The organism is Thermodesulfobacterium hydrogeniphilum (genome assembly GCF_000746255.1).
In the GTDB taxonomy this organism is placed as follows: Bacteria; Desulfobacterota; Thermodesulfobacteria; order Thermodesulfobacteriales; family Thermodesulfobacteriaceae; genus Thermodesulfobacterium; species Thermodesulfobacterium hydrogeniphilum.
On sequence record NZ_JQKW01000006.1, the window covers coordinates 344917 to 365693 of the forward strand.

At 31.5% G+C, this 20777-nt stretch carries 21 protein-coding genes and 1 tRNA gene; 14 read left to right on the forward strand and 8 right to left on the reverse strand.

All coding sequences use genetic code 11. The features are described from left to right. Both CC87_RS02205 and infB read right to left on the reverse strand, forming a co-directional pair. Complete coding sequence (locus CC87_RS02205; protein WP_038055587.1) at positions 1-291, reverse strand: DUF503 domain-containing protein; 291 nt, start codon at positions 289-291, stop codon at positions 1-3. Between the two features lie 9 nt (positions 292-300). Next, complete coding sequence (gene infB / locus CC87_RS02210) at positions 301-2856, reverse strand: translation initiation factor IF-2 (RefSeq protein ID WP_038055589.1); 2556 nt, start codon at positions 2854-2856, stop codon at positions 301-303. Between the two features lie 154 nt (positions 2857-3010). Between infB and kdsB the strand changes: the two genes are divergently transcribed. The 9 genes from kdsB (at position 3011) to CC87_RS02255 (ending at position 10578) form a co-directional block, all read left to right on the forward strand. Further along, entirely contained in the window at positions 3011-3748 is a 738-nt protein-coding gene (kdsB, locus tag CC87_RS02215) for a 3-deoxy-manno-octulosonate cytidylyltransferase (RefSeq protein ID WP_038055591.1), read from the forward strand. After that, the gene (gene amrB / locus CC87_RS02220; protein WP_038055592.1) at positions 3745-4551 is read left to right on the forward strand and encodes an AmmeMemoRadiSam system protein B; all 807 of its coding nucleotides are present in this window, start codon (positions 3745-3747) and stop codon (positions 4549-4551) included. Before kdsB ends, amrB begins: the two co-directional genes overlap by 4 nt. Before the next feature lie 19 nt (positions 4552-4570). Beyond that, complete coding sequence (gene gltX / locus CC87_RS02225; protein WP_038055732.1) at positions 4571-5971, forward strand: glutamate--tRNA ligase; 1401 nt, start codon at positions 4571-4573, stop codon at positions 5969-5971. 63 nt (positions 5972-6034) lie between these two features. Next, positions 6035-6108, forward strand: a tRNA-Pro gene (locus CC87_RS02230). A gap of 134 nt (positions 6109-6242) precedes the next feature. Continuing rightward, on the forward strand, positions 6243-7421 hold the full coding sequence (locus tag CC87_RS02235; protein ID WP_038055594.1) for a tyrosine-type recombinase/integrase: 1179 nt from the start codon (positions 6243-6245) through the stop codon (positions 7419-7421). A 199-nt stretch (positions 7422-7620) separates the two neighbouring features. After that, on the forward strand, positions 7621-7809 hold the full coding sequence (locus tag CC87_RS02240; RefSeq protein ID WP_038055596.1) for a helix-turn-helix domain-containing protein: 189 nt from the start codon (positions 7621-7623) through the stop codon (positions 7807-7809). 112 nt (positions 7810-7921) lie between these two features. Further along, the gene (locus tag CC87_RS02245; protein WP_038055598.1) at positions 7922-9361 is read left to right on the forward strand and encodes a P-loop NTPase family protein; all 1440 of its coding nucleotides are present in this window, start codon (positions 7922-7924) and stop codon (positions 9359-9361) included. 19 nt (positions 9362-9380) lie between these two features. Next, positions 9381-9779 carry a hypothetical protein gene (locus tag CC87_RS02250; RefSeq protein WP_038055600.1) on the forward strand — a complete coding sequence of 133 codons (399 nt, stop codon included), beginning with the start codon at positions 9381-9383 and terminating at the stop codon, positions 9777-9779. Positions 9780-10086: 307 nt separating this feature from the next. Beyond that, entirely contained in the window at positions 10087-10578 is a 492-nt protein-coding gene (locus CC87_RS02255) for a helix-turn-helix domain-containing protein (protein WP_038055601.1), read from the forward strand. A gap of 315 nt (positions 10579-10893) precedes the next feature. Here CC87_RS02255 and CC87_RS02265 read toward each other — a convergent pair whose 3' ends face one another. Then, positions 10894-12669 carry a sensor domain-containing diguanylate cyclase gene (locus CC87_RS02265; protein WP_038055602.1) on the reverse strand — a complete coding sequence of 592 codons (1776 nt, stop codon included), beginning with the start codon at positions 12667-12669 and terminating at the stop codon, positions 10894-10896. 117 nt (positions 12670-12786) lie between these two features. After that, on the reverse strand, positions 12787-14073 hold the full coding sequence (locus CC87_RS02270) for a TIGR00269 family protein (RefSeq protein ID WP_051920439.1): 1287 nt from the start codon (positions 14071-14073) through the stop codon (positions 12787-12789). An 87-nt stretch (positions 14074-14160) separates the two neighbouring features. Here CC87_RS02270 and CC87_RS02275 point away from each other — a divergent pair, with 87 nt between their 5' ends. Genes CC87_RS02275 through CC87_RS02285 form a run of 3 tightly spaced genes read left to right on the forward strand, consistent with a single transcriptional unit; the run spans position 14161 to position 15634 of the window. Further along, on the forward strand, positions 14161-14514 hold the full coding sequence (locus CC87_RS02275; protein ID WP_038055603.1) for a hypothetical protein: 354 nt from the start codon (positions 14161-14163) through the stop codon (positions 14512-14514). A gap of 18 nt (positions 14515-14532) precedes the next feature. Next, positions 14533-15189, forward strand: coding sequence for a protein-L-isoaspartate(D-aspartate) O-methyltransferase (locus CC87_RS02280; RefSeq protein ID WP_038055604.1), 657 nt, complete (start codon positions 14533-14535; stop codon positions 15187-15189). Then, positions 15173-15634, forward strand: coding sequence for a TIGR00725 family protein (locus CC87_RS02285; protein WP_038055605.1), 462 nt, complete (start codon positions 15173-15175; stop codon positions 15632-15634). Before CC87_RS02280 ends, CC87_RS02285 begins: the two co-directional genes overlap by 17 nt. On the opposite strand, the gene CC87_RS02290 is transcribed toward CC87_RS02285, so the two are convergent. Continuing rightward, positions 15580-16344, reverse strand: coding sequence for a pseudouridine synthase (locus CC87_RS02290; protein WP_038055606.1), 765 nt, complete (start codon positions 16342-16344; stop codon positions 15580-15582). The genes CC87_RS02285 and CC87_RS02290 overlap by 55 nt on opposite strands. Positions 16345-16486: 142 nt before the next feature. Here CC87_RS02290 and resB point away from each other — a divergent pair, with 142 nt between their 5' ends. Continuing rightward, positions 16487-17779 carry a cytochrome c biogenesis protein ResB gene (gene resB / locus CC87_RS02295; protein WP_038055608.1) on the forward strand — a complete coding sequence of 431 codons (1293 nt, stop codon included), beginning with the start codon at positions 16487-16489 and terminating at the stop codon, positions 17777-17779. On the opposite strand, the gene CC87_RS02300 is transcribed toward resB, so the two are convergent. Genes CC87_RS02300 through CC87_RS02310 form a run of 3 tightly spaced genes read right to left on the reverse strand, consistent with a single transcriptional unit; the run spans position 17776 to position 20266 of the window. Next, positions 17776-18684, reverse strand: a complete 909-nt coding sequence (locus tag CC87_RS02300) for a cation diffusion facilitator family transporter (protein WP_051920441.1) — start codon at positions 18682-18684, stop codon at positions 17776-17778. The genes resB and CC87_RS02300 overlap by 4 nt on opposite strands. Beyond that, positions 18684-19418, reverse strand: a complete 735-nt coding sequence (locus CC87_RS02305) for an ABC transporter permease (RefSeq protein ID WP_038055610.1) — start codon at positions 19416-19418, stop codon at positions 18684-18686. Before CC87_RS02305 ends, CC87_RS02300 begins: the two co-directional genes overlap by 1 nt. After that, entirely contained in the window at positions 19415-20266 is an 852-nt protein-coding gene (locus tag CC87_RS02310; RefSeq protein ID WP_051920443.1) for an ABC transporter ATP-binding protein, read from the reverse strand. Before CC87_RS02310 ends, CC87_RS02305 begins: the two co-directional genes overlap by 4 nt. Before the next feature lie 253 nt (positions 20267-20519). Here CC87_RS02310 and CC87_RS02315 point away from each other — a divergent pair. After that, a partial coding sequence (locus tag CC87_RS02315; RefSeq protein ID WP_038055612.1) for a hypothetical protein occupies positions 20520-20777 on the forward strand: 258 nt, incomplete at its 3' end.

The following is a 20777-nucleotide window of genomic DNA, read 5'->3' on the forward strand; positions in this document are numbered from 1 at the left end:
TTAATAATTAATGAAGTCTATTTCAGCTTTAATTAATTCCAGTCTGGTATCACTCTGTATGAAATTTAAGATGGAAGTTAATTTGCTATCTACAAATTTTTGATCTCTTCCCACCACACTTATGCCTAAAATAGCTCTTTGCCAAAGATCATGTCCATCAACTTCAGCTAAGGATACCTTTTTAAAATGAGCTTCCAATTTTTGCATGAGTCCTTTTAAAACCTGTCTTTTTGCTTTTAAAGAATTGGGCTCTGGAAAAAATAATTCTACTTTAGCTATTCCCACTACCATATATACCTTTTATAATTCTTGTTTTACTTCTTTTACTTCAAAAGCTTCTATTATATCTCCCACTTTTATATCCTGAAATCCTTCTATTCTTAAACCGCATTCATATCCTGCTGGCACTTCTTTTACATCTTCTTTAAAACGCTTTAAAGAACCGATTTTACCTGTATAAATTACCACTCCATCTCTAATAACACGCACATTATTATTTCTGTTAATAACTCCTTCCTTTACATAACAACCAGCTACTATTCCAACTTTTGGAACTTTAAAAGTTGCTCTAACTTCAGCTACGCCTGTGATTTCTTCTACATAAGTAGGTTCAAGAAGACCTGCCATAGCTTTCTTTACATCATCTATAAGTTGATAAATAACATTGTAAAACTTAATATCCACACCTTCTTTTTTAGCAGCTTCTCTGGCTTGAGAAGTGGGTTTAACATTAAAACCTATTACAATGGCATCAGAAGCTGAGGCAAGCATAACATCACTTTCTGATATAGCACCAATTCCAGAACGAATAATATTTACCTTTACCTTATCGGTAGATAGTTTTTGTAAAGAAGCTTGTAAAGCTTCTAATGTTCCCTGAGTATCTGCTTTTAAAATTATGTTAAGTTCTTTAAGCTCTCCCTGTTGCAATTTTTCAAAGATCCTTTCTAAAGAAATTTTTGCTTCTTTTGCTATTTCTGCTTCGCGGGCTTTTCTTTGTCTGTATTCTGCAATTTTTCTTGCTTTTTCTTCACTATCTAACACTATAAAATCATCTCCAGCCTGTGGCACTTCTTCAAAACCAAGCACTTCAACTGGTATAGAAGGAGTAGCCTCTTTAATTCTGTTTCCGTAACTATCAAACATGGCTCTTACTCTTCCATGAGTAAGACCAGCTACAAAAATATTCCCTTCTCTAAGAGTACCTTCTTGCACAAGAACTGTAGCTACAGGACCTCTACCTTTGTCCAATTTACTCTCAATAATTCTTCCTCTGGCTGGTCTATCATAGGCAGCCTTAAGATCTAACATTTCTGCTTGAAGAAGGACAAGTTCTAACAGTTCATCTATTCCAATTTTATTTCTGGCAGAGATATTCGCCATTAAAGTATCCCCACCCCAATCTTCAGGAATAAGCCCTAATTCTGCCAACTGAGATTTAACTTTTTCAGGATTGGCTTCTGGTTTATCAATTTTATTAATAGCTACTACTATAGGAACTCTTGCAGCTCTGGCATGTTCTATAGCTTCCTTGGTTTGATCCATAACACCATCATCTGCTGCTACTACTAAAATGACAATATCTGTAACCTGAGCTCCTCTTGCTCTCATAGAAGTAAAAGCTTCATGTCCAGGGGTATCAATAAAAGTTATAACTCTTCCATCTTTAAGTTTAACAGTGTAAGCTCCTATATGCTGAGTGATTCCTCCTGCTTCTTTACTTGCTACATCAGTTTTTCTTATAGCATCAAGAAGAGTAGTTTTTCCATGATCAACATGCCCCATTACTGTGACAACTGGTGGTCTGGGTTTCAGTTCCTCAGGGGAGGGTGGGGTATATTGTAAAAGAATTTCTTCTTCTATAGGAGCTTTTTCTACTTGGTATCCAAATTCATCTGCCAAAATAGCTGCTGTATCAGCATCTATAGACTGATTAGCTGTAATTGGCATACCCATTTGTAAAGATTTTTTAATAAGTTCACTTACCTTTACCCCCATTAATTTAGCAAGTTCAATAACTTGAATAGTCTCATAAATTTTTATTTTCTTTTCTTTTGGAGGTAAAGTAGATGGCCTTTCTGTGGTTTTTTCCGGTTTTTCCTTTTTTTCTTTTTTATCTTTAGTTTCTTCCTTTTCTTCCTTTTCTTCAAAAAGAGAAGTAGGTTCTTCTTCTATAAAATAATCCTCTATTTCTTCTTTTTCTTTCTTAAGTTTTTTAAAAGCTCCAGCTTTTTTCTTAGATTTTTTCTTTTCTTCTTTAAATGCTTTTTCTTTTTCCTTTTTCTTTTTCTTTATTTCTTCTTTTTCTGGTTTTTCCGCAGGAACTCCCTTAGAAATTTCTTTTTCAATTACTTCTTCCTTAGGAGAAACTTGAGGTTTTTCTTTAAAGGCTTTTTCTTTTCTTGGTTTAAAATCTGTGACTACTCGTTTTTGAGGTTTTATTTCTTCTTTTTCTTTTTCTTCCTTTATTTCTGGTTTTTCTTCTATTTTTTCTTCTTTTTCAATTTTTTCTTTTTCTTCTAATTTTGCAATTTCTTCCTCGGGTTTTTCTTTTTTCTTTTTCTTCCTTAAAATTAATTTTTTTCTTTTAGGAGGTTTTGCTTCTAAAGACTCCAAACTTACTGGCTCTTGATCTTTTTTTATTTTTTCTATGTCTTTTTTTTCTATCTCTTCTTTTCTAATTATAATAATTTCATGCTTTTTACCGAAAGTTTCTCTTATTTTTTCTGCTTCTTCAGAGGTTACAGAAGAAGAAATACTTTTTACAGAAAAACCTTCATCTTTAAGCTTTTGCAATAAAGTCTTGGGATCTAAATTAAGTTCTTCTGCTAATTCTGCTATTTTAATTCTTGCCATAATAACTCCTAACTAAAATTTTAACATAAAATTATTTATAAAAAAATTTTTAAAAAAATATTTAGATAAATTAGTTGGATTAAGTTTAATATTAAAGCTGTAAAATTCAAGACCTTCTTTAATTTTTAAAAATTTAGATTAATATAAAATTATTATGAGAAAAGTTATTATAATCCCAGCAAGATATGGTTCTACAAGATTTCCTGGCAAACCCTTAGCTTTGCTTTGGAATAAACCCATCATTCAGCATGTTTATGAAAAAGCGATAGCTTCTGGAATAAAAGAAGTTTGTGTAGCAACTGATGATGAAAGAATTTTTAAAACAGTAGAAAATTTTGGTGGTAAAGCATTGTACACCAGTAAAGACCACACCTGTGGAACAGAAAGGGTGGCAGAAGCAAGCAATATTTTAAGTCTTCATGAAAAGGATATAATTATCAATTTACAAGGAGATCAACCCTTGTTTCCACCTGAATATTTTTCTCTTTTAATTAAACCTCTTTTATTTTCTAATCAAATTAGTATGGCCACGTTAGCTACTCCTATAACAAGCTTAAAGGATCTTGAAAATCCTAATAAAGTAAAAGTAGTGCTTGATAAAGAGGGAAATGCTCTTTATTTTTCCCGAGCTCCTATACCTTATTTTAGACCACCTGGAAAAGAGCCTGTTTATTTAAAACATATAGGTGTTTATGCTTATAGAAAAGGTTTTTTGGATAAATTTATAAAATTACCTCATGGAGATCTGGAACAAGCTGAAAAACTTGAACAATTAAGGGCTTTAGAATATGGATATAAAATAGCTGTAACTATAGTCCCTCAGGATATTCCAGAAGTAGATACTCCTGAAGATTTAGAATATATAAAAAATTTAAAAAGGAGCCAAATATGAGAAGACAACCAGCAGTAGCAGGTATGTTTTATAGTGAGAATCAAAAGGAACTTCAGTTTCATCTATCAGAATTGGTAAGTTTTTCTAAAAAGAAAATAAAAGCAAAAGGTGTTGTTGTTCCCCATGCAGGGTATATGTATTCTGGATGGGTAGCAGGAAGAGTTTATGGATCTATAGAACCCCCTGATACAGCTATTATTATTGGACCTAATCATACAGGCTTAGGAGATGAGGCCTCTATTTTTGATGGTGAATCCTTTATAACACCCTTAGGAGAAGTTTATATAGATAAACCTATTGTAAAAACTTTAATAAACAAAGTTCCCTTTTTATCTACAGACCCTTTAGCTCATTTACATGAACATTCTATAGAGGTTCAGGTTCCATTTTTGCAGTATATAAATTCAGATATTAAAATTGTTCCTATATGTTTGGGCCATATTTCCTTTGAAGAGATACAGGAATTAGGAAATGCTATAGCAGAAACAATAAAAGAAAATTCAACCAAATCTATATTAATCGTAGCGAGTAGTGATTTTAGTCATTATGTGCCTCATGAGGTTGCTAAAGAAAAGGATATGCTTGCTATTAGAGAAATTTTACAACTTTCAGAAGAAGGACTTTTAAAAACAGTTTTGCAAGAAAAAATAAGTATGTGCGGTGTGGTTCCTGTAGCAGTTACTATTGTAGCTTGTAAAAAAATAGGAGCAACTAAAGCTCAACTAATAGAATATATGACATCTGGTGATATAATTAAAGACTATGCTTCTGTAGTTGGATATGGAGGGATAATAATTTATTAATATTTTGGAGGCAGGAAAAATGGGAGAAATAATTACTCGTTTTCCTCCCAGTCCTACAGGACATCTTCATCTTGGAGGTGCAAGAACCGCTTTATTTAACTGGCTTTTTGCTAAGCATCACAAAGGAAAATTTATTTTAAGATTTGAGGATACAGATAGAGAGAGATCTAAGCAGGAATATGTAGATTCTATTTTAGAAGCTTTAAAATGGCTTGGGCTTAACTGGGATGAAGGACCTTATTTTCAAACTCAAAGGCTGGATCTCTATAAGAAATTTGCTCAAAGGCTTTATGAAGAAGGAAAAGCTTATTATTGCGAATGTTCCAAAGAACTTTTAGAAGAAAAAAAGAAGGAAATGTTAAAAATGGGTCTAAAACCAAAATATGATAAAACTTGCAGGGATAAAAATTTAGGCCCGGGAGAGGGTAGGGTTTTAAGAATCAAGGCTCCTGAAACAGGGGAAATTGTAGTAGAGGATCTTTTAAGAGGTAAAATAGTTTTTCCTGCAGAAGAACTGGATGATTTTATTATTATGCGTTCTGATGGAACTCCTACTTATCAATTTGCAGTGGTTATAGATGATATTACTATGGGAATTACGCATGTTATAAGAGGAGACGACCACATTTCAAATACTCCCAAACAACTTATTATTTACCAAGCCCTTGGAGCAAAACCTCCTAAATTTGCCCATATTCCTATGGTTCTTGGACCTGATGGTGCAAGATTATCTAAAAGACATGGAGCTAAATCAATTTTAGAATATAGAGAAGCGGGATACTTACCCAAGGCTTTGATTAATTATCTTGCTCGTCTTGGCTGGGGTTATGGCAACCAGGAATATTTTACCGTAGAAGAACTTATTGAAAAATTTACTCTGGAAAACATAAATTTATCTGCTGCTCGCTTTGATCCAGATAAATTACTTGCTTTTAATGCCTATTGGATAAGAAATACCGATAATAAAGAAGTATTAGAACATCTTAAATATTTTTTAAAAGCTTATGATTTGAGTAAATTTTCAGAAGATTATCTACTTTCTGCTATAGAAACTGTTAAAACAAGAAGTAAAACCTTAGTTGAAATGGCAGAAATGATGCAATTTTATTTAGTAGAAGAGGTTATATATGAAGAGAAGGGAGCTAAAAAATTTTTAGTTTTTGATATAGTGCCTATTTTAGAAAGAGTGGTGGAGGATTTAAAAGAGCTACCATTAGAAGAAAAAAAACTGGAGGAATATTTTAGAAATCTCTCTGAAGAAACAGGAATAAAACTAAAAAATATAGCTCAAGCTATAAGAGTTGCTTTAACAGGAAAGACTGTAAGCCCGGGGCTTTTTGAGATTATTAAAGTTCTTGGAAAGGAGAGAGTAATAGAAAGAATTAAAAAAGCTATAAAATATATAAAAAATTTAAAATAAATCTAATTACACTATTGTAAAATAAAGAATTTGCGTTATATTAAAATTTGCCTGAGAAAGTAACGGGGCGTAGCGCAGCCTGGGAGCGCACCTGCCTTGGGAGCAGGGGGTCGGAGGTTCAAATCCTCTCGCCCCGATTTTTCAAGGGTTTCAGAAAATCAAGTAAGTCAGTCAACAAAAGCTCTCGGGGGTTATTTCAAGTCCTCTTATTGTCTAACCTTAAAACAATTTAACAGGGTCTCATCCTGTCCCTGGGTAAAAGGGGGCAGGGATGGTTATCACCTTTTATGTAAGGTCTGAAGGGGCTGTCTCCTGGTTAAAGATTGACTTTAAGATAAAAGGCTCTGATGGAAGATGGTTAAGAATTCACAGAGCCGTTAATGTTAATCCTAAAAAGCTAAAAAAATTCAAAAATTTTCTCAGAAGGTATTTTCAGTCTCTTGAAGGTAAGCTTACACGAGAACGATTTAAAGAGGAATTCAGGAAAGCTTACCAGAATTTCACAGGTGAACCTCTTCCAGAAAAAAGCAAGGGAAAAAAGGATTTCCCTCCTCTCTTAAAAGACACCGTCTCTTCTCCTAAGTCTTTTGAGCACTTTGCAAGGTTGTATCTGGACTATGTGAAGGCAGTTAAAGCTCCCAAGACTTATAAGACAAGGCTTGAGGAAATAGTAAAGCTCCTTGAAGTATTTAAAGGGAAAGAGCTTGAAGAGATAACCCAGGAAGACCTCCTCAAATATCAGATGCTCAGAAAGTCTCAAGGAGTTTCAAACAGAACCGTTAACAAGGAGATTGCCTGCTTAAGGGCTATGCTTAACTGGGCTATTGATATGGGCTACATTAAAGGGCACAGGATTAAGAAGTTTCCTATGCTACCGGAGACAAAGAGGCTTCATGCCTTCCTAACTGAAGAGGAGCTTCAGAAGCTCCTTAAAGCCCTGGAACACAATCGCCTCCTCAAGCTAAGGGTGCTCTTTAATGTGCTCACAGGACTTAGACCCAAAGAAATTGCTTGCTTAGAGTGGCAGGATGTGGATTTTGAAAATAAGGTGCTTTATGTAAGAAGTAAACCTGAGAACCCGATTAAAGACTACCAGGAGAGAATTATTCCTCTTTGTGAAGAGGCTTTAAAAGTGCTTAAAGAAGCAAAGAAGCTCTCTAAGGGACGCTATGTTTTTAGCCGTAATGATAAACCAGTCTTTAGCATAAGAAAACAGCTTGAAAGAGCCTGTGAGAAAGCAGGTCTTAGGAAGGTATTTCCCTATATGCTCAGGCATTCTTTTGCAGTCCTCTGTCTCAAGTCTGGTGTAAACATCTACGACCTTAAGAACTTAATGGGACATTCAGAGATTGAAACAACCGAAAGGTATCTCCACACCACAGGGCTTTATCTAAAGCAAAGCGTGGAGAAATTAGGACAGTTCGTTAACGGAAGCTTAAGATTAGCTTAATTTCCTTACTTAATTCCCTTTAACAACTCATAACAATCCATAATCACTTTTTTCTCTTTTTAATCATATTTGACAAAAATAGCACTTTTATTTCTTAAAAGAGTTATATCGTGCTTCAAGGTTGACATTTTTTGCTATTATGCTAAAATTGATAAAAGAAAAAAATAAACAACAAAATTAAACAATGGGGGTGATTGCGATGAAGCTTAAAATTTCTCAGGCTATTCAACGCTTACCTTTTCCCTTAAATCCAGAGACGCTCAGGAGGGCGATAAAAGCAGGGGAACTAAAGGCTCAGAAATTTGGGAAGCTATGGCTCGTAGAGGAAAAGGATTTGGAAAACTGGATTTCTCAAAGGTTCAATCAAGGTTTTGAGAAGAATTCCTAATAAAAGGGGAGGAGGTACCTATGTTTAACAAAATTCCTGATATTTCATTAAAGGCATATCTTGACAGGGTGCCTGACTCTATTCTTGGCTTATACCAGGAGTAATTCCACTTGTGCCTGCAGTGGTTACGCTAGGAGTAATTCCACTTGTGCCTGCAGTGGTTACGCTTCACGGGCACGAGATGGCGGGGAAAACTACTCTCCTTTTTGATTTGCTTTTCTCAATTCAAAACCAGGAACCTATTTTCAAAATTTTTAACCCTACTTTTTATCCTAAGGCTTTTTATCTTTCTACGGACATAACAGAAGTGGAGCTTTTCTGGAGACTTCACTTTCAGTTTGATTGTGCGTTGAATCAGGAAAATCGGGCAGTCTTCCTTGGTATTGACACAAAAGAGTTTTCTTTCTCAGGGTGGCTCCAGAACATGGGTTTTCATGGGTTTAGGGAATATTTAAAAACTCTTGGCATTCGTTTACTAATTGTAGACGGTGTTAGCCAGTTTTTGGAAAAATTAGACCTTTATCGTCTTGCTGGAACTTATTCTGAACAAAAGGATATTCACAAACGGGACGAAGCCCTTGTCACCTTTCTTATTAAGGAATTATGTGAACCATTAGATCTCCTTCTTATTCTTGCTTCACACACTGTTAAGGGATCTAAGTTTCCGAAGGAGGAGAAGCTTTCTCCTGATATTCTTTCACAATTATGTAAGGACAGGCTTTACTCTTTTGCTCCGATTAGGGTTTTAGTCTACAGAAATGAAGAGCACACAAATCTTGCATGTTTTTCCCGTTACAGCAATTCTGTTGTCCTCTTCAAACTGCTTGTGGAGGAGGATGGGAGATTACGAGCTCTCCAAAACGATGAGATTTTAGAGACGGAGTTAAAATTTGCTAACGAACTAAAAGAGGCTCTTCTCAAATGTGGTGGAAGAGCCACTTATAAGGATTTAGCTAAAGCCATGAAGACTCAGGAAAGCACCCTACGAGTAAAATTTAAGCGTTATAATCCCTTCAAATATCTCCCCTTAACTGTGGCTCAAGATGGTAAGAAAAAACTCTTTATCTTGAAACAGGAAAGTCCTCTGAAACCTACGAATAATCAAGCCTTCAGGGAACTGTTTCATCCGTTTCAATCTGTTTCAACAGATAATGAAACAGAAAACTCGTCCTCTTCTGTTTCATCTGTTTCAACCTGTTACACAAGTAATGAAACGGTTGAAAACGAGATAAATTCAGGGATAGAAGCAACTGTTTCAAATTTTTGGGAAATGTCCAAGAGAGAATTTAATAAGTTGCCAGAAGTTTTACAATTGCAATTTTTGGTTGACTGGATTAAGTCCTGCCAAGCTAAAGGTAAACTGTCTGAAAAACTCAGTCCTTCTCTTCTTTTTTCTAAACCTAACTTAAATGACCCCAAAACAGCACGAAGTTTTTTTGGAAATTACTTAGGATTTCTTTTGTATGCAGCTAAGAAGTTTGGTTTGTCAGAACTCCAAGACGAAATAAAAACTCTTTGGAGGGATATTAAAGAAACTTATCCTTTAAATTAACGCTAAGGAGGTATGAACTATGGATAAAATTGTATTAGACGAGCTTGTTTTAACCACTAACAAGAAAGTTGCTAAAATCCTCCCAAAATATTTTCGCATTGAAGCCTGGCATGTGCCTAATAAGGAAGTTTTTTTAAAAGCTCTTGAAGCTTTGTATCCAGGCAACCCTAACAATATTTATCTTGCCAGAGAGATTTATGTGGACAACCCAGAGTGGACTAATATGGGCTGGTATAAAGATGTCCACTTTGGTCTCCGTCTTATCCCTAAACCTTGGCTCCTTTATTATCTTTGTGAAAATATCAATCGTCTCTATTTCCCTTATACGAGGAAGAGGGAGCTAAAAGAGCTCTTGCTTGGAGCTTTTATAACTGGCAATTACATTCCAATATATGATGCTGTGAACCCACTTACATAATAGTTAAGGTGGTTCTTCCTCTAAGGCACTAAGGGGCAATAATAAGCAGGGCAGGCAAGGCCTTGAACAGAATACAAGCGAGGAGGTCAGGCTTATGGATACTTTAATAGAAATTATTCAAAGTATTAAAAGGTTAGAAAACAAAACCAATAGATTAACTGCTCTTTCACTTTTAAGCTTATGCTTTAACACTATCTTTTGTTTGTGCATGCTAATTGCCATCTAAGCCCTTAATATAGCCCCTGCCTGCCTTTGCAATAAAGTATAGCACTTTAGTAAATAATCTTCAATAGAGGAGGATTGAGGGATGTTTCTTACAGTGCCAGTTGTGGCAAGGCTCCTGGGGGTAGCAGAGAGGACGCTTAGGTATTGGTGTGAGGCAGGGAAGGTGCCTGCTATGCAGGTGGCAGTAAAGAAAGTTCAGGATAGGAAGAGAAAGGGAAGATGGTATATCCACTGGAGCTGGGTAGAGGAGAAGCTTAAAGAGAGAGGGCTATTAGAGGAGAAAGGGGAGGAGTTGTTAAAGGGTAAAGTAGGGGATTTGCCTTCTGTTATCATTTTTCAAAAGGTGGTTTATGACCTCTTCCGATTAAATCTTATTGACCAGTCTCCAGAACAAAGACTTAAACTCCTTCTTGACTACTACAAAAAACATCCTGAAGAAAACCCACTCTCCTGGACTAATCTCCCTCCTATTGCCGCAATAACAAACACTGAAGCTATACTTAAATCCTTTGTAAAACTTCCTAAAAAAGCTCTTTTAAATGATTTTAAATTTCCCTGGGGGGTAAAAAGCTAAGCCCACAACTCAATCTACCCCTAATGTTCCAGCGGGGGTTCAAGTAGCTCGGTAGTCAAAAGACAAAGGGAAACAAAGAAAAATCACCATTAAAAGCATTAATTCCTCTTAATTAGCTCTAATCCTGAGCTTTTAATTTTGACTGCAACTCTATAGGCAGATATAATGGACACTAACACAAACAACAACCAGAGGGGCAGGGTGAGGCACAATTTCCTTGAGACACAGATAAACAGGGGGTTTGCAAGTGGGGATAACCCCCCTTGCTCTGCCTTGGGAGCAGGGGGTCGGAGGTTCAAATCCTCTCGCCCCGATTTAATAATATTTAATAATTCCTCTTCCTGATTCCTTAGCTTCATAAACAAGAGTATCTGCTAAATCTAAGATCTCTTTAGACTCTTTTGTTCCATCAATTTCAACAAGGCCTATACTTACAGTAGTTTTTATTTTTATTCCTGAAATATTAATTTCTGAAGATTTAATTTTTCTTAGTATTCTTTGAGCAGTAATAATCCCATCTTTTTTATTACAATTATATAAAATAACAACAAATTCATCTCCTCCCCAACGAGCAGCTATATCTTCTTTTCTTATAGTTTCTTTTATTTTTTTAGCAATAAACTTTAAAACTTCATCACCTACCAAATGACCATAATTATCATTAACGGTTTTTAAATCATCACAGTCTATAAATAACAATACAAATCTTTCGCCTCTTTTGGAAGCTAATATAATCCTTTCAAAAATATCTTCAAAATATCTGCGGTTATAGAGATTGGTTAAAGAATCATAAACAGCTTTTTCAAAAAGTTCTTTTTCTTTTTTCTTGAAATTTGTTATATCATAGCCTATAAAAAGATATAAATCTTTTTCAACAGCAATAGTATAGCCTTTTATCCACTTGTTATCCACAGAAAATTCTTTATGAATAATTTTATTACTTTTAGATAATTGTATAAATTCGTTTACGAAATTGATTAATTCATCAGCTTTAAAATATTTTGCAATTTTAGTATTTTTATATAATATTTCTCTTTTTTCATTAAAAAGTAAAATCAAATTTTCAGACTCTTCAGCTAAGATAGTATAAATCTTTTCTTTAACAAATATTTCTTTTAAAAAATCGTTTATAATAGAAGCTAAATAATTAATTTCTTCATTACTATACTGATTTTCAATAAAAGATCTTTTAACAGTCAATTTTTTAACATCTTTTGTAAGATTTAAAACCGGTTTAATAATAAAAAAATTGATTAATTTAACGATTAAAATAGCACATATTAAAAATAAAAATATTTGAGTAATTATTATCGTATAAATAGAAGCTTTAATAAAATTTTTATCAACAGGAAAGGTTATTTTTACAGCAAAGTTTTTTATGCCTAAGAAATTGGGTTTTAAAACTTTAATTTCATCAAGATTTTCTTTTAAAAAGACAATTTGAGAGGAATTAAATTTATCCGAGTTTATTATTTCAAAGTGTTTTAATTTTAAAAGTTTAACCAGAGAATTAATATCTTTTTGAGTTATAAAATTACCTACTAAAAGATATCCGACTTGAGATTTAGTAGCATTATTTATAAAAATAGGACATATATTTAAAAGAAAAAGCTTATTTTTCCAGAAAACTAATTTAAAATTTTCTTTCTTATTAAAAATAGTCTTGGTTATCAAGTCTTTAAAATCTAAAGGGATTTCAATTTTTTTAGTTTTTTTATTATACAAACCACCTATTTTAGGTTTTCCATTTAAGTCCAAATATAAGAAAAGATCTATATTATTATTTATAAATAAATAGGGTGTAATATAATATTTTACAAAATTAGAACTTTTATTTTGTAAAATAAGATTAAGTTTCTCTAAAGAAGTCCAATTTTTACAAAATCTTTGGAGGTTTTTAACTTTTTGAAGAAAGAAAAATTCAATATCATCAATAAAATGAATTATTTTTATTTTTTCCAGTTTTAAACATTCATAAACAATAAGCTTGTATATCAATAAATAAGATATAAAAATAAAAAAAAGAGAAATTAAAACTGTAATAAAGATTAAATGTAAAGTTTTTAAAGATTTATTTTTGACTTTATACATATTTTATAAAATTATTAAAAATTTTTCTTTAATACACAAAATTATATCGGAATTAATTTACAAATTTTTAACAATGATTTTAAAAATTTAAGTGATCTTTTTAGAATTTTTAAAATTTTAGAAAGAAACAGACTTTATATTAAAAACTTTGAAACCTGCTTTTTTCAGCTTTAAAACAAATAAATAACTTTGTTTAGGGTCAGATGAATAAAAAAATAAAATCTTATCCTTATAAGGTTTAAAAAATTTTAAGAATTTTCTTTTGGATACATTTAAAAATTCAGAAGATATATAAATTGCATTTGGAAAAATATCTGTTTCTTCATTTACTACAAAAATGGCTATTTTCTCTTTATCCAATTTTTCTACATATTTTAAAAATTCTTGATAACTTAATTCTAAAGTTTTATCAGAAACTTTATTTAGTAAAGCAATTCTTTTACATCTACTACAAATCTGATCAGAAGAACTTGTAGCTTCTCCACATTTGATACAAATATTTACTGGTTGAACTAATTTTTCTTTATATTGTGGATGTGATTTTATAAGGGGAATAAGTTTTTTCAAAAATACAGAAAGAAGTTGGTATTTTATCTGTCTATTTTCCTTTGATAAATCCTCTAAAAATTTTTTCTTTTTTTTAATTGAAGTAAAATCTGCATGAGGACAAACAAAATTTACAATAGGAAGTTCATTTAAAACTGCATAAAAAAATATTTCTTTTTCAGGAGTGGTATAAAGGGGTTTAATTTTTGTAGCTTGGCCAGTATAAAGAGGCTTTAATACAGGCTCTAATTTAACAAGGCTTTCAAAATCTCCCTGAAAAAATAAATTTAACATGGTAGAGACTGTATCATCCAAATGATGTCCTGTAGCTATAACAGTTAGTCCTAAGTTTTTAGCAATTTTTGAAAAAAGATACCTTTTTATAGCTCCGCAAACAGAGCATATTTTATTTTTAAAATAGGTGAAAATAAAATCATCTATTCTGAAATTTTCTTCCTTAGGTAGATTGTAAATATAAAGCGGAACATTTAGTTTTTTACATAATTTTATAACTACTTCTTCTGCCTTATCAGAATAATATCTAATTCCTAAATTTATATAAATCCCTTGAAGAGCAACTTCAGGATATAATTTTTTTAAAACAGCAAGTAAAGTAGCACTATCCTTCCCCCCAGATAAAAAAACACCGATTTTATCATAAGTTTTAAACATTTTATAAGATTCTATGGCTTTTTTTATTCTGTTTTCAAAAAATTGGTTATAACAATCTTTGCAAACTTTTATTTTTTGTGAAGGAATTTCAATAATTGCCTGTTCTTTTTTACAAAGTTTGCAAGGAAAAGGATAGGATTTAAGTTCTAATTCAAAAACTTCGTAATCTGATTTAATATATTTCATATTTAACTATTTTAATACATGGTTTTAGTTGTGGAAAGGTAAAGTTTATGTTAATATTTAAGTTGAATTTATAAATGAGGGAATTAAATGTTTAATAAAAGAGTAAAAATATTTGTGTTCACAGTTTTTGCGTTAATATTACAAGCCTGTGCCTCTAAACCTGGACCTAATTTAGCTTCTAAAGCTAGTCTAATTCATCCACAAATTACAACTAAAGCAGAAGTTTTACAGTTTTTAGGTCCTCCTGTTCAAATTTTTACCTTTCCAGATGGAAAAGAAGAATGGTATTACTATTATAGAGTTAAAAACTTTTGGGAAAAAGTTCCTATATTAAGAACTTACAAAGGAGAGGATTACACAGAGATTTTAAAAATTGTAATAAAAGGGGACAAAGTAATAGATTGTATTTATTATACTGTTTCTCCTCCTAAAAATCAATAAACAAAGGGGTCAACTATTATGTCTGAAGAAAGAGATTTATACAGAGTTGCTCGTCAAAGAATGGTGGAAAATCAGATCAAAGCCCGTGGCATAAAAGATGAGAGAGTTTTAAAAGCTATGTTAAAGGTTCCAAGGCATTTATTTGTAGAAGAGGCTTTGAGAGATCAAGCTTATGGAGATTTTCCTTTACCTATTGGAGAAGGTCAAACTATTTCTCAGCCTTATATAGTTGCCTTAATGACTGAGGCTTTAGAATTAAAAGGAAATGAGAGAGTTTTAGAAATTGGCACAGGTTCTGGTTATCAAACAGCTATTTTAGCAGAGTTAGCTTTATGGGTTTATACTATAGAAAAGTATCCTAAAATCCTTGAAAGAGCAAAAAAAATTCTGACAAAGTTGGGATATAAAAATATCACTTTTAGATTAGGAGACGGGAGTTTAGGTTGGCCTGAAGCTGCTCCTTTTGATGCTATTATTGTAACTGCTGCAGCTCCCCAAATTCCTCAGCCGTTTATAGATCAATTAGCAGAGGGAGGAAGAATAGTTATTCCTGTTGGAGATGAATTTTCTCAGGTTTTAATGAAAGGAATTAAAAAGGGAGGAATTTTACATACTCAAACTATAGAAGCAGTTAGATTTGTTAAATTGGTAGGAGCTTATGGATTTAAAGAATAGGAAAATAGGAATTATTGGAGCAGGAATTACTAATGAAGAAATTTATAATTTAGCTTATAAAATTGGCAAGTTGCTTGCTGAAAAAGGAGCTATTATTTACACAGGTGGATTAGGTGGAGTAATGGAAGCAGCCTCCAAAGGCGCCTTTGAAGCAGGTGGAATAACTATAGGTATTTTACCTGGACATAAATATGAAGATGCCAATCCTTATGTGAAAATTCCTATTCTTACAGATATGGGACATGCCAGAAATGTGATTTTAGTCAGATCTGTAGAAATAATAGTTGCTATTGCAGGAGGATACGGAACTTTATCAGAAATTGCTTTAGCTTTAAAAATGTGGAAGCCTGTAATAGGTATTAAAACCTGGGAAAATATTCCTGGAGTTTATTATGTTTCTTCTGCTGAAGAACTTTTAGATAAAATTTTTGAGCTCCTTAGCTGATCAACAAAATTTAAAAGTTCTGATAATTCTTTTTTGTTTAAAGGTTTTATTTCTCCAGGTCTGAGATTTTTTAAATACAAAGGTCCAAAACGCACTCTAAGTAACTTATGAACTTTACCTCCTAAATAAGCTACCATTTTTCTTACTTCTCTTTTTATCCCTTCCTTTACCGAAACTTCATATATCCATTGGCTTTTGTCTTGTTTTAACAATCTAAATTTTAAAGGTTTTATTAATTTATTTTCTATAAAAATACCTTTAGTAATAAGGTTTTTTATTTTTTGCAAATTTAATTCTGGAGTAACCCATACCCAGTAAGTTCTTATAACTTCATACTTGGGATGAAGAAGAACATTAGCCAAATCTCCGTCATTGGTAAGTAAAAGAAGGCCTTCACTATATTTATCAAGTCTGCCTACAGGGAACACTTTGTAAGGGAGTTTATCCAGAAAAGGCTTTATAGTTTCTCTGTGATGAGGATCATAAAGAGAAGTTAAAAAACCCTTAGGTTTATAAAATACATAATAAACCTTGGGAGGAGGAATAACAGGCTTTCCATTTACATAAACTTTATCTTTTTTAGGATCTACTCTGTAAGAAAGGTCTGTTACAATCTGATCATTAACAGAAACTTTGCCTAATTTTATAAGTTCATCTGCTTTTCTCCTTGAAGTTACACCACAATAGGATAAAAATTTATTTAATCTCATATTAATATTTTTATATTATAAATTCTGACTCAAAGAATACAAGCTTTTTAAAATTAATACTTTCATATTAATACTTGCTTAAAGCTTTAATTGTGATAATATCTATTGATAATTTTGTTAATAATTTAAAAAGAGGGAAAAAATGAAAAAAATAGTGGATTTTTTAGCTTCTGCTAAACTTGCTATTACCTTATTTTTTATATTAGCCTTATTTTCTATTTTTGGAACTCTGCTTCCTCAGGGTCAACCTGCTCAATTTTATTTAATAAAATACGGAAAAACCTTAGGAAAATTTATTTTATTACTTCATTTAAACAATGCTTATTATTCTTGGTGGTATGTAGCTACTCTTTTTCTTTTTCTTATAAATTTGACAATATGTTCTTTAAGACGTTTACCTATAAGTTTAAAACTTTTTAAATGGGATTCTTCTGAAATAGATCCTGACAAAATTCCTAATAAGATGTCTTTAAAACTTAATAAGGATGTTACAAGAATAAATGCTTTTATTTCAAATGTACTAAACTTTAAAAAAGTGGAAAAAGAAATAAAAGAAGGATATTTATTCTTTAGAGATTTCAATAGGTGGAGTTATCTTTCTGTGTACATAGTTCATTTATCTTTAGTATTTATACTTTTAGGGGGATTAATAGGAGTAATCTGGGGATTTAAAGGAAATTTAGTACTTATTGAAGGTGAGACTTCTAATCAAATTATGCCTTTTGGAAAAAAGGAACCTATTTTTTTAGACTTTTATCTAAAACTTAATAAGTTTACCATAGAACTGTATCCTAATGGAATGCCCAAAGAATATATTTCTAATGTAACTGTTATAGATAAAAACAAAAAAATAGATGCTTTGATAAAAGTAAATCATCCTCTACAATATAAAAATATAACTTTTTATCAAGCAAGCTATGATGAAGTTCCTCAATTTATCATCTCTATAGAAAAAAATGGAAAAAAAGAAATAAAAACATTAGATTCTATGCTTCCTTTAAATATTGATAACAAATATGACATATTTTTAGATACTTACATGAGACATCAAGGAGGATTTCTGGTTGCTAAAATAAGGATAGTAAATGAAGATACAGGAGAACAACAAATAGGATTTTTGGTAGAAGGCAAACCTCTTACTGTTAACTTTGGGAACGAGAAAATAACTTTTAATATGGAAGGGGTTAAGCCTTTATATATGAGTATTTTACAGGTTAAAAAAGATCCAGGGGTTGTTTTAGTTTATTTAGGATTTATCTGTATGATTTTAGGACTTTTGGCAGTATATTTCTTTGAACCAAAAACATTCTGGATCTATGTAAAACCAGATAACAAAGGTGTTTTGATAAACCTGGGGGCTAAGGCTAAAAGAGAGAGGGATACTTTAATCCTAAAATTGCAAGATTTAGCTAAAAAATTGGAAAAAGAGGCTTAATTTTTTCTTTCTTCTTTAGCTTCTATATGAATAATAACCGATATTTCTGGATGTTTTTCTTTAATTTTTCTTTCAATTTCATCACATAACTCATGAGCCATTTTTACAGACATCTCATCTTGCACAACAAGATGAAACTCTACAAAACCCTTTCTTCCTGCTTTTCTGGTTTTAAAATCATGAATACCAAAAATTTTGTAATTGGTAGGGAAATTTTTTATAGTTTCTTCTATAATATTTTTAATAGACTCTATGTCTTTTATAGGTAAACTTATATCAAGCAAAGAATTAACAGAATCTTTAATAATTTTATATCCTATGTATAAAATATTTATGCTTATTATTATAGCAATAATAGGATCTAATATCCAAAAATTAAACAATTTAGCTATTAATATTCCTAAAATTACTCCACCTGTAGTTAAAATATCTGTAAAAATATGAGAGGCATGAGCAATTAATATAGGAGCATTTTCTTTTTTTCCTTGTTTGTAAAGAAGAAAAGATATAAAACCATTAAGTAAAATAGTTAAAAATACTAAAAAGGTTCCTTCTTTTAAGTTAGAAATAGAGTGTGAAACTATAAATTTGGCATAGGCTTCTTTAAAAATAGAAATGGCTGCACCTAAAATAAAAATTGCTTCTAAAATAGAGAATAAATATTCAACTTTTGTATGTCCATAGGGATGCTCTTCATCTGGGGGTTTTAGAGCTATTTTAGTTCCTATAAAAGCAATGGTAGCAGAAATAATATTGATAATAGATTCTATAGCATCTGAATAAATAGCTACAGATTTAGTGATAAAATAAGCCAAAAATTTTATAACACATATTAAAATGCTTATAAATAAACTTAATAAAAGCAAATTGGAAGCTTTGGAATTAACAAATATATCTTTCTCCATTAATCTTTACTCCGTTGAACACTATATACAGCTATAAAAAAACAAAGTAAACTTAAAATAAAGAGAATTAATAAATTTGAAAACATAAAAGTATTATTTAGAGCTATACTTCTTAAAGTGTGAGAGACTAAAGTTAAGGGGAGTGTTTCAATAATAGGTCTTATAAAAATAGGCAAATTTTTGGTAGGGAAAAAGGTTCCTCCAAGAAACATCATGGGTGTTATAATAAAATTAGTGATTAAAGCCTGATCAGCATGAGATTTTATAAACATTGCAGAAGCAAGCCCTAAGGAAGCAAAAATAAAAGCATTAAAAAAAACTGTTATAAAAAAATAAAGATTTAAATTAATCTTAACCTTTGCCAAAAAAGCTATAAAAAGAATAACAAAAGTTGCTAAAAATGCTCTGGTAACTCCACTAAAAACTTCTCCCAAAGCATAGCCTATAGAAGAAATAGGAGCGGCTTGAAATTCCTCAAATAATTTTAAGTAGAATCTGGAGATATTTATTTCTACATTAATAGCAAAGGCTTGCATCATAGTAGTAGCTGCAATAAGACCTGGTATTAAAAATTCAAGATAGGATTTTCCATTTATGTTTATATTTTTACCCAAACCAATTCCAAAGGCTATAATATAAAGAGCAGGGTTTACAGAAAGAGACAAAATAAATCTAAAAAATCTATTTTTTAAAATCAGAAGTTCTCTCAAATAAGTAGCTAAAAAACCCCTCATTTCTTTTTCTCCATATAAGTTAAAAATACATCCTCTAAATTTACTCTTCTTAAGCTAACAAAATATTTTTTGCTATATCTTAGTAGTTCTTGTTCTGCCTCATCTTTAGATTTAAAGTAAAAAGTTTTTGTTTTATTTTGTAAATACACATCAAGAGCATAATTTCCTAAACGATTTACAAAATTTTTGGGAGTATCTATATCTATAATTTTTCCTGAAAAAATAAAAGCTACTCTATCTGCTAAGATTTCTGCTTCTTCCATATAATGAGTAGTAAGTAAAATAGTAGTTCCATTGGATTGAATATTTTTGATAAAACTCCATATTTTTCTTCTTATATGAGGATCAAGTCCTACAGTTGGTTCATCAAGAAGTAAAATTTTAGGATTGTGCATAAGAGCTCTTATAATAAGAACACGACGTCTCATACCTCCAGAAAGTTCTTTTATTTTTGACTTTCTTCGGAAAGTGAGATCAGCAAGTTCTAAAAGTTCTTCAATTCTTTTTTTTATTTGATCTAAAGACATTCTGTAAAGAAATCCATGAATTAGAAGATTTTCTTCTACAGAAAGTTCTAAATCCAAATTAATAGTTTGAGGAACAATACCTATTTGATTTTTTGCCCAAATGGGATTATTGAAAATACTTTTATTAAAAATATAAATATTACCAGAAGTAGGTTGAGTTAATCCTGAAATTATTCTGATAATAGTTGTTTTCCCGGCTCCATTAGGACCTAAAAGAGCAAAGAGTTCCTTCTCTTTTATTTCAAAAGAGATACCTTTTAAAGCTAAAACTGAAGGATATCTTTTTACAAGGTTTTCTATTTTAAGAGCTATGTTAGACATTAAGAAATAAAATTTTAAAATTATTTTAAAAGATTAGATTTAAGTTTAACAATTTTAAATTTTTAATTGTAACAATGATTTTAATTTTAACAATATACCAATTTAAAACCAAAATTCCCTGATAAAATAGGTTGGAAGGGCACCAAACAAACACCTTTCACCCAGGAGGTGCCCCTATGAATATTATACCACTTCTCACTATCTCCTCTCTCTTATCTACTCTATAGCCCTCGGTGAAGGAAATCTCTGCGATGTGGACTTACTTAAAGAAGACCTCCCACAAAAACAAAAAACTTTGGCAGGATTTAAAAAAGTCCCTGATAGCAGAAGAATCTCCGAATATCTCTGTCGCTTTGACAAAAACTCCCTTTCTTCTCTCTCAAATATAGCCGAATTTTTAGCATCTAAGCTTATTAAACCCGTTATAGAACATGAACTCTCCCAGCGTGGTTGGCTACCTATTTTCATAGATGGAACAGCCATTGAAGTCTATGGAAAATATTTTGAAAAA

Bases quoted from the DNA above. Each gene is read 5' to 3' on its own strand.
- CC87_RS02235 (WP_038055594.1), top strand. From the start codon at position 6,243: ATGGTTATCACCTTTTATGTAAGGTCTGAAGGGGCTGTCTCCTGGTTA.
- CC87_RS02205 (WP_038055587.1), bottom strand. From the start codon at position 291: ATGGTAGTGGGAATAGCTAAAGTAGAATTATTTTTTCCAGAGCCCAAT.
- kdsB (WP_038055591.1), top strand. From the start codon at position 3,011: ATGAGAAAAGTTATTATAATCCCAGCAAGATATGGTTCTACAAGATTT.
- CC87_RS02250 (WP_038055600.1), top strand. From the start codon at position 9,381: ATGGATAAAATTGTATTAGACGAGCTTGTTTTAACCACTAACAAGAAA.
- resB (WP_038055608.1), top strand. From the start codon at position 16,487: ATGAAAAAAATAGTGGATTTTTTAGCTTCTGCTAAACTTGCTATTACC.
- CC87_RS02275 (WP_038055603.1), top strand. From the start codon at position 14,161: ATGTTTAATAAAAGAGTAAAAATATTTGTGTTCACAGTTTTTGCGTTA.
- CC87_RS02270 (WP_051920439.1), bottom strand. From the start codon at position 14,073: ATGAAATATATTAAATCAGATTACGAAGTTTTTGAATTAGAACTTAAA.
- CC87_RS02290 (WP_038055606.1), bottom strand. From the start codon at position 16,344: ATGAGATTAAATAAATTTTTATCCTATTGTGGTGTAACTTCAAGGAGA.
- CC87_RS02265 (WP_038055602.1), bottom strand. From the start codon at position 12,669: ATGTATAAAGTCAAAAATAAATCTTTAAAAACTTTACATTTAATCTTT.
- CC87_RS02280 (WP_038055604.1), top strand. From the start codon at position 14,533: ATGTCTGAAGAAAGAGATTTATACAGAGTTGCTCGTCAAAGAATGGTG.
- amrB (WP_038055592.1), top strand. From the start codon at position 3,745: ATGAGAAGACAACCAGCAGTAGCAGGTATGTTTTATAGTGAGAATCAA.
- CC87_RS02255 (WP_038055601.1), top strand. From the start codon at position 10,087: ATGTTTCTTACAGTGCCAGTTGTGGCAAGGCTCCTGGGGGTAGCAGAG.
- CC87_RS02285 (WP_038055605.1), top strand. From the start codon at position 15,173: ATGGATTTAAAGAATAGGAAAATAGGAATTATTGGAGCAGGAATTACT.
- gltX (WP_038055732.1), top strand. From the start codon at position 4,571: ATGGGAGAAATAATTACTCGTTTTCCTCCCAGTCCTACAGGACATCTT.
- CC87_RS02300 (WP_051920441.1), bottom strand. From the start codon at position 18,684: ATGGAGAAAGATATATTTGTTAATTCCAAAGCTTCCAATTTGCTTTTA.
- CC87_RS02310 (WP_051920443.1), bottom strand. From the start codon at position 20,266: ATGTCTAACATAGCTCTTAAAATAGAAAACCTTGTAAAAAGATATCCT.
- CC87_RS02240 (WP_038055596.1), top strand. From the start codon at position 7,621: ATGAAGCTTAAAATTTCTCAGGCTATTCAACGCTTACCTTTTCCCTTA.
- CC87_RS02305 (WP_038055610.1), bottom strand. From the start codon at position 19,418: ATGAGGGGTTTTTTAGCTACTTATTTGAGAGAACTTCTGATTTTAAAA.
- infB (WP_038055589.1), bottom strand. From the start codon at position 2,856: ATGGCAAGAATTAAAATAGCAGAATTAGCAGAAGAACTTAATTTAGAT.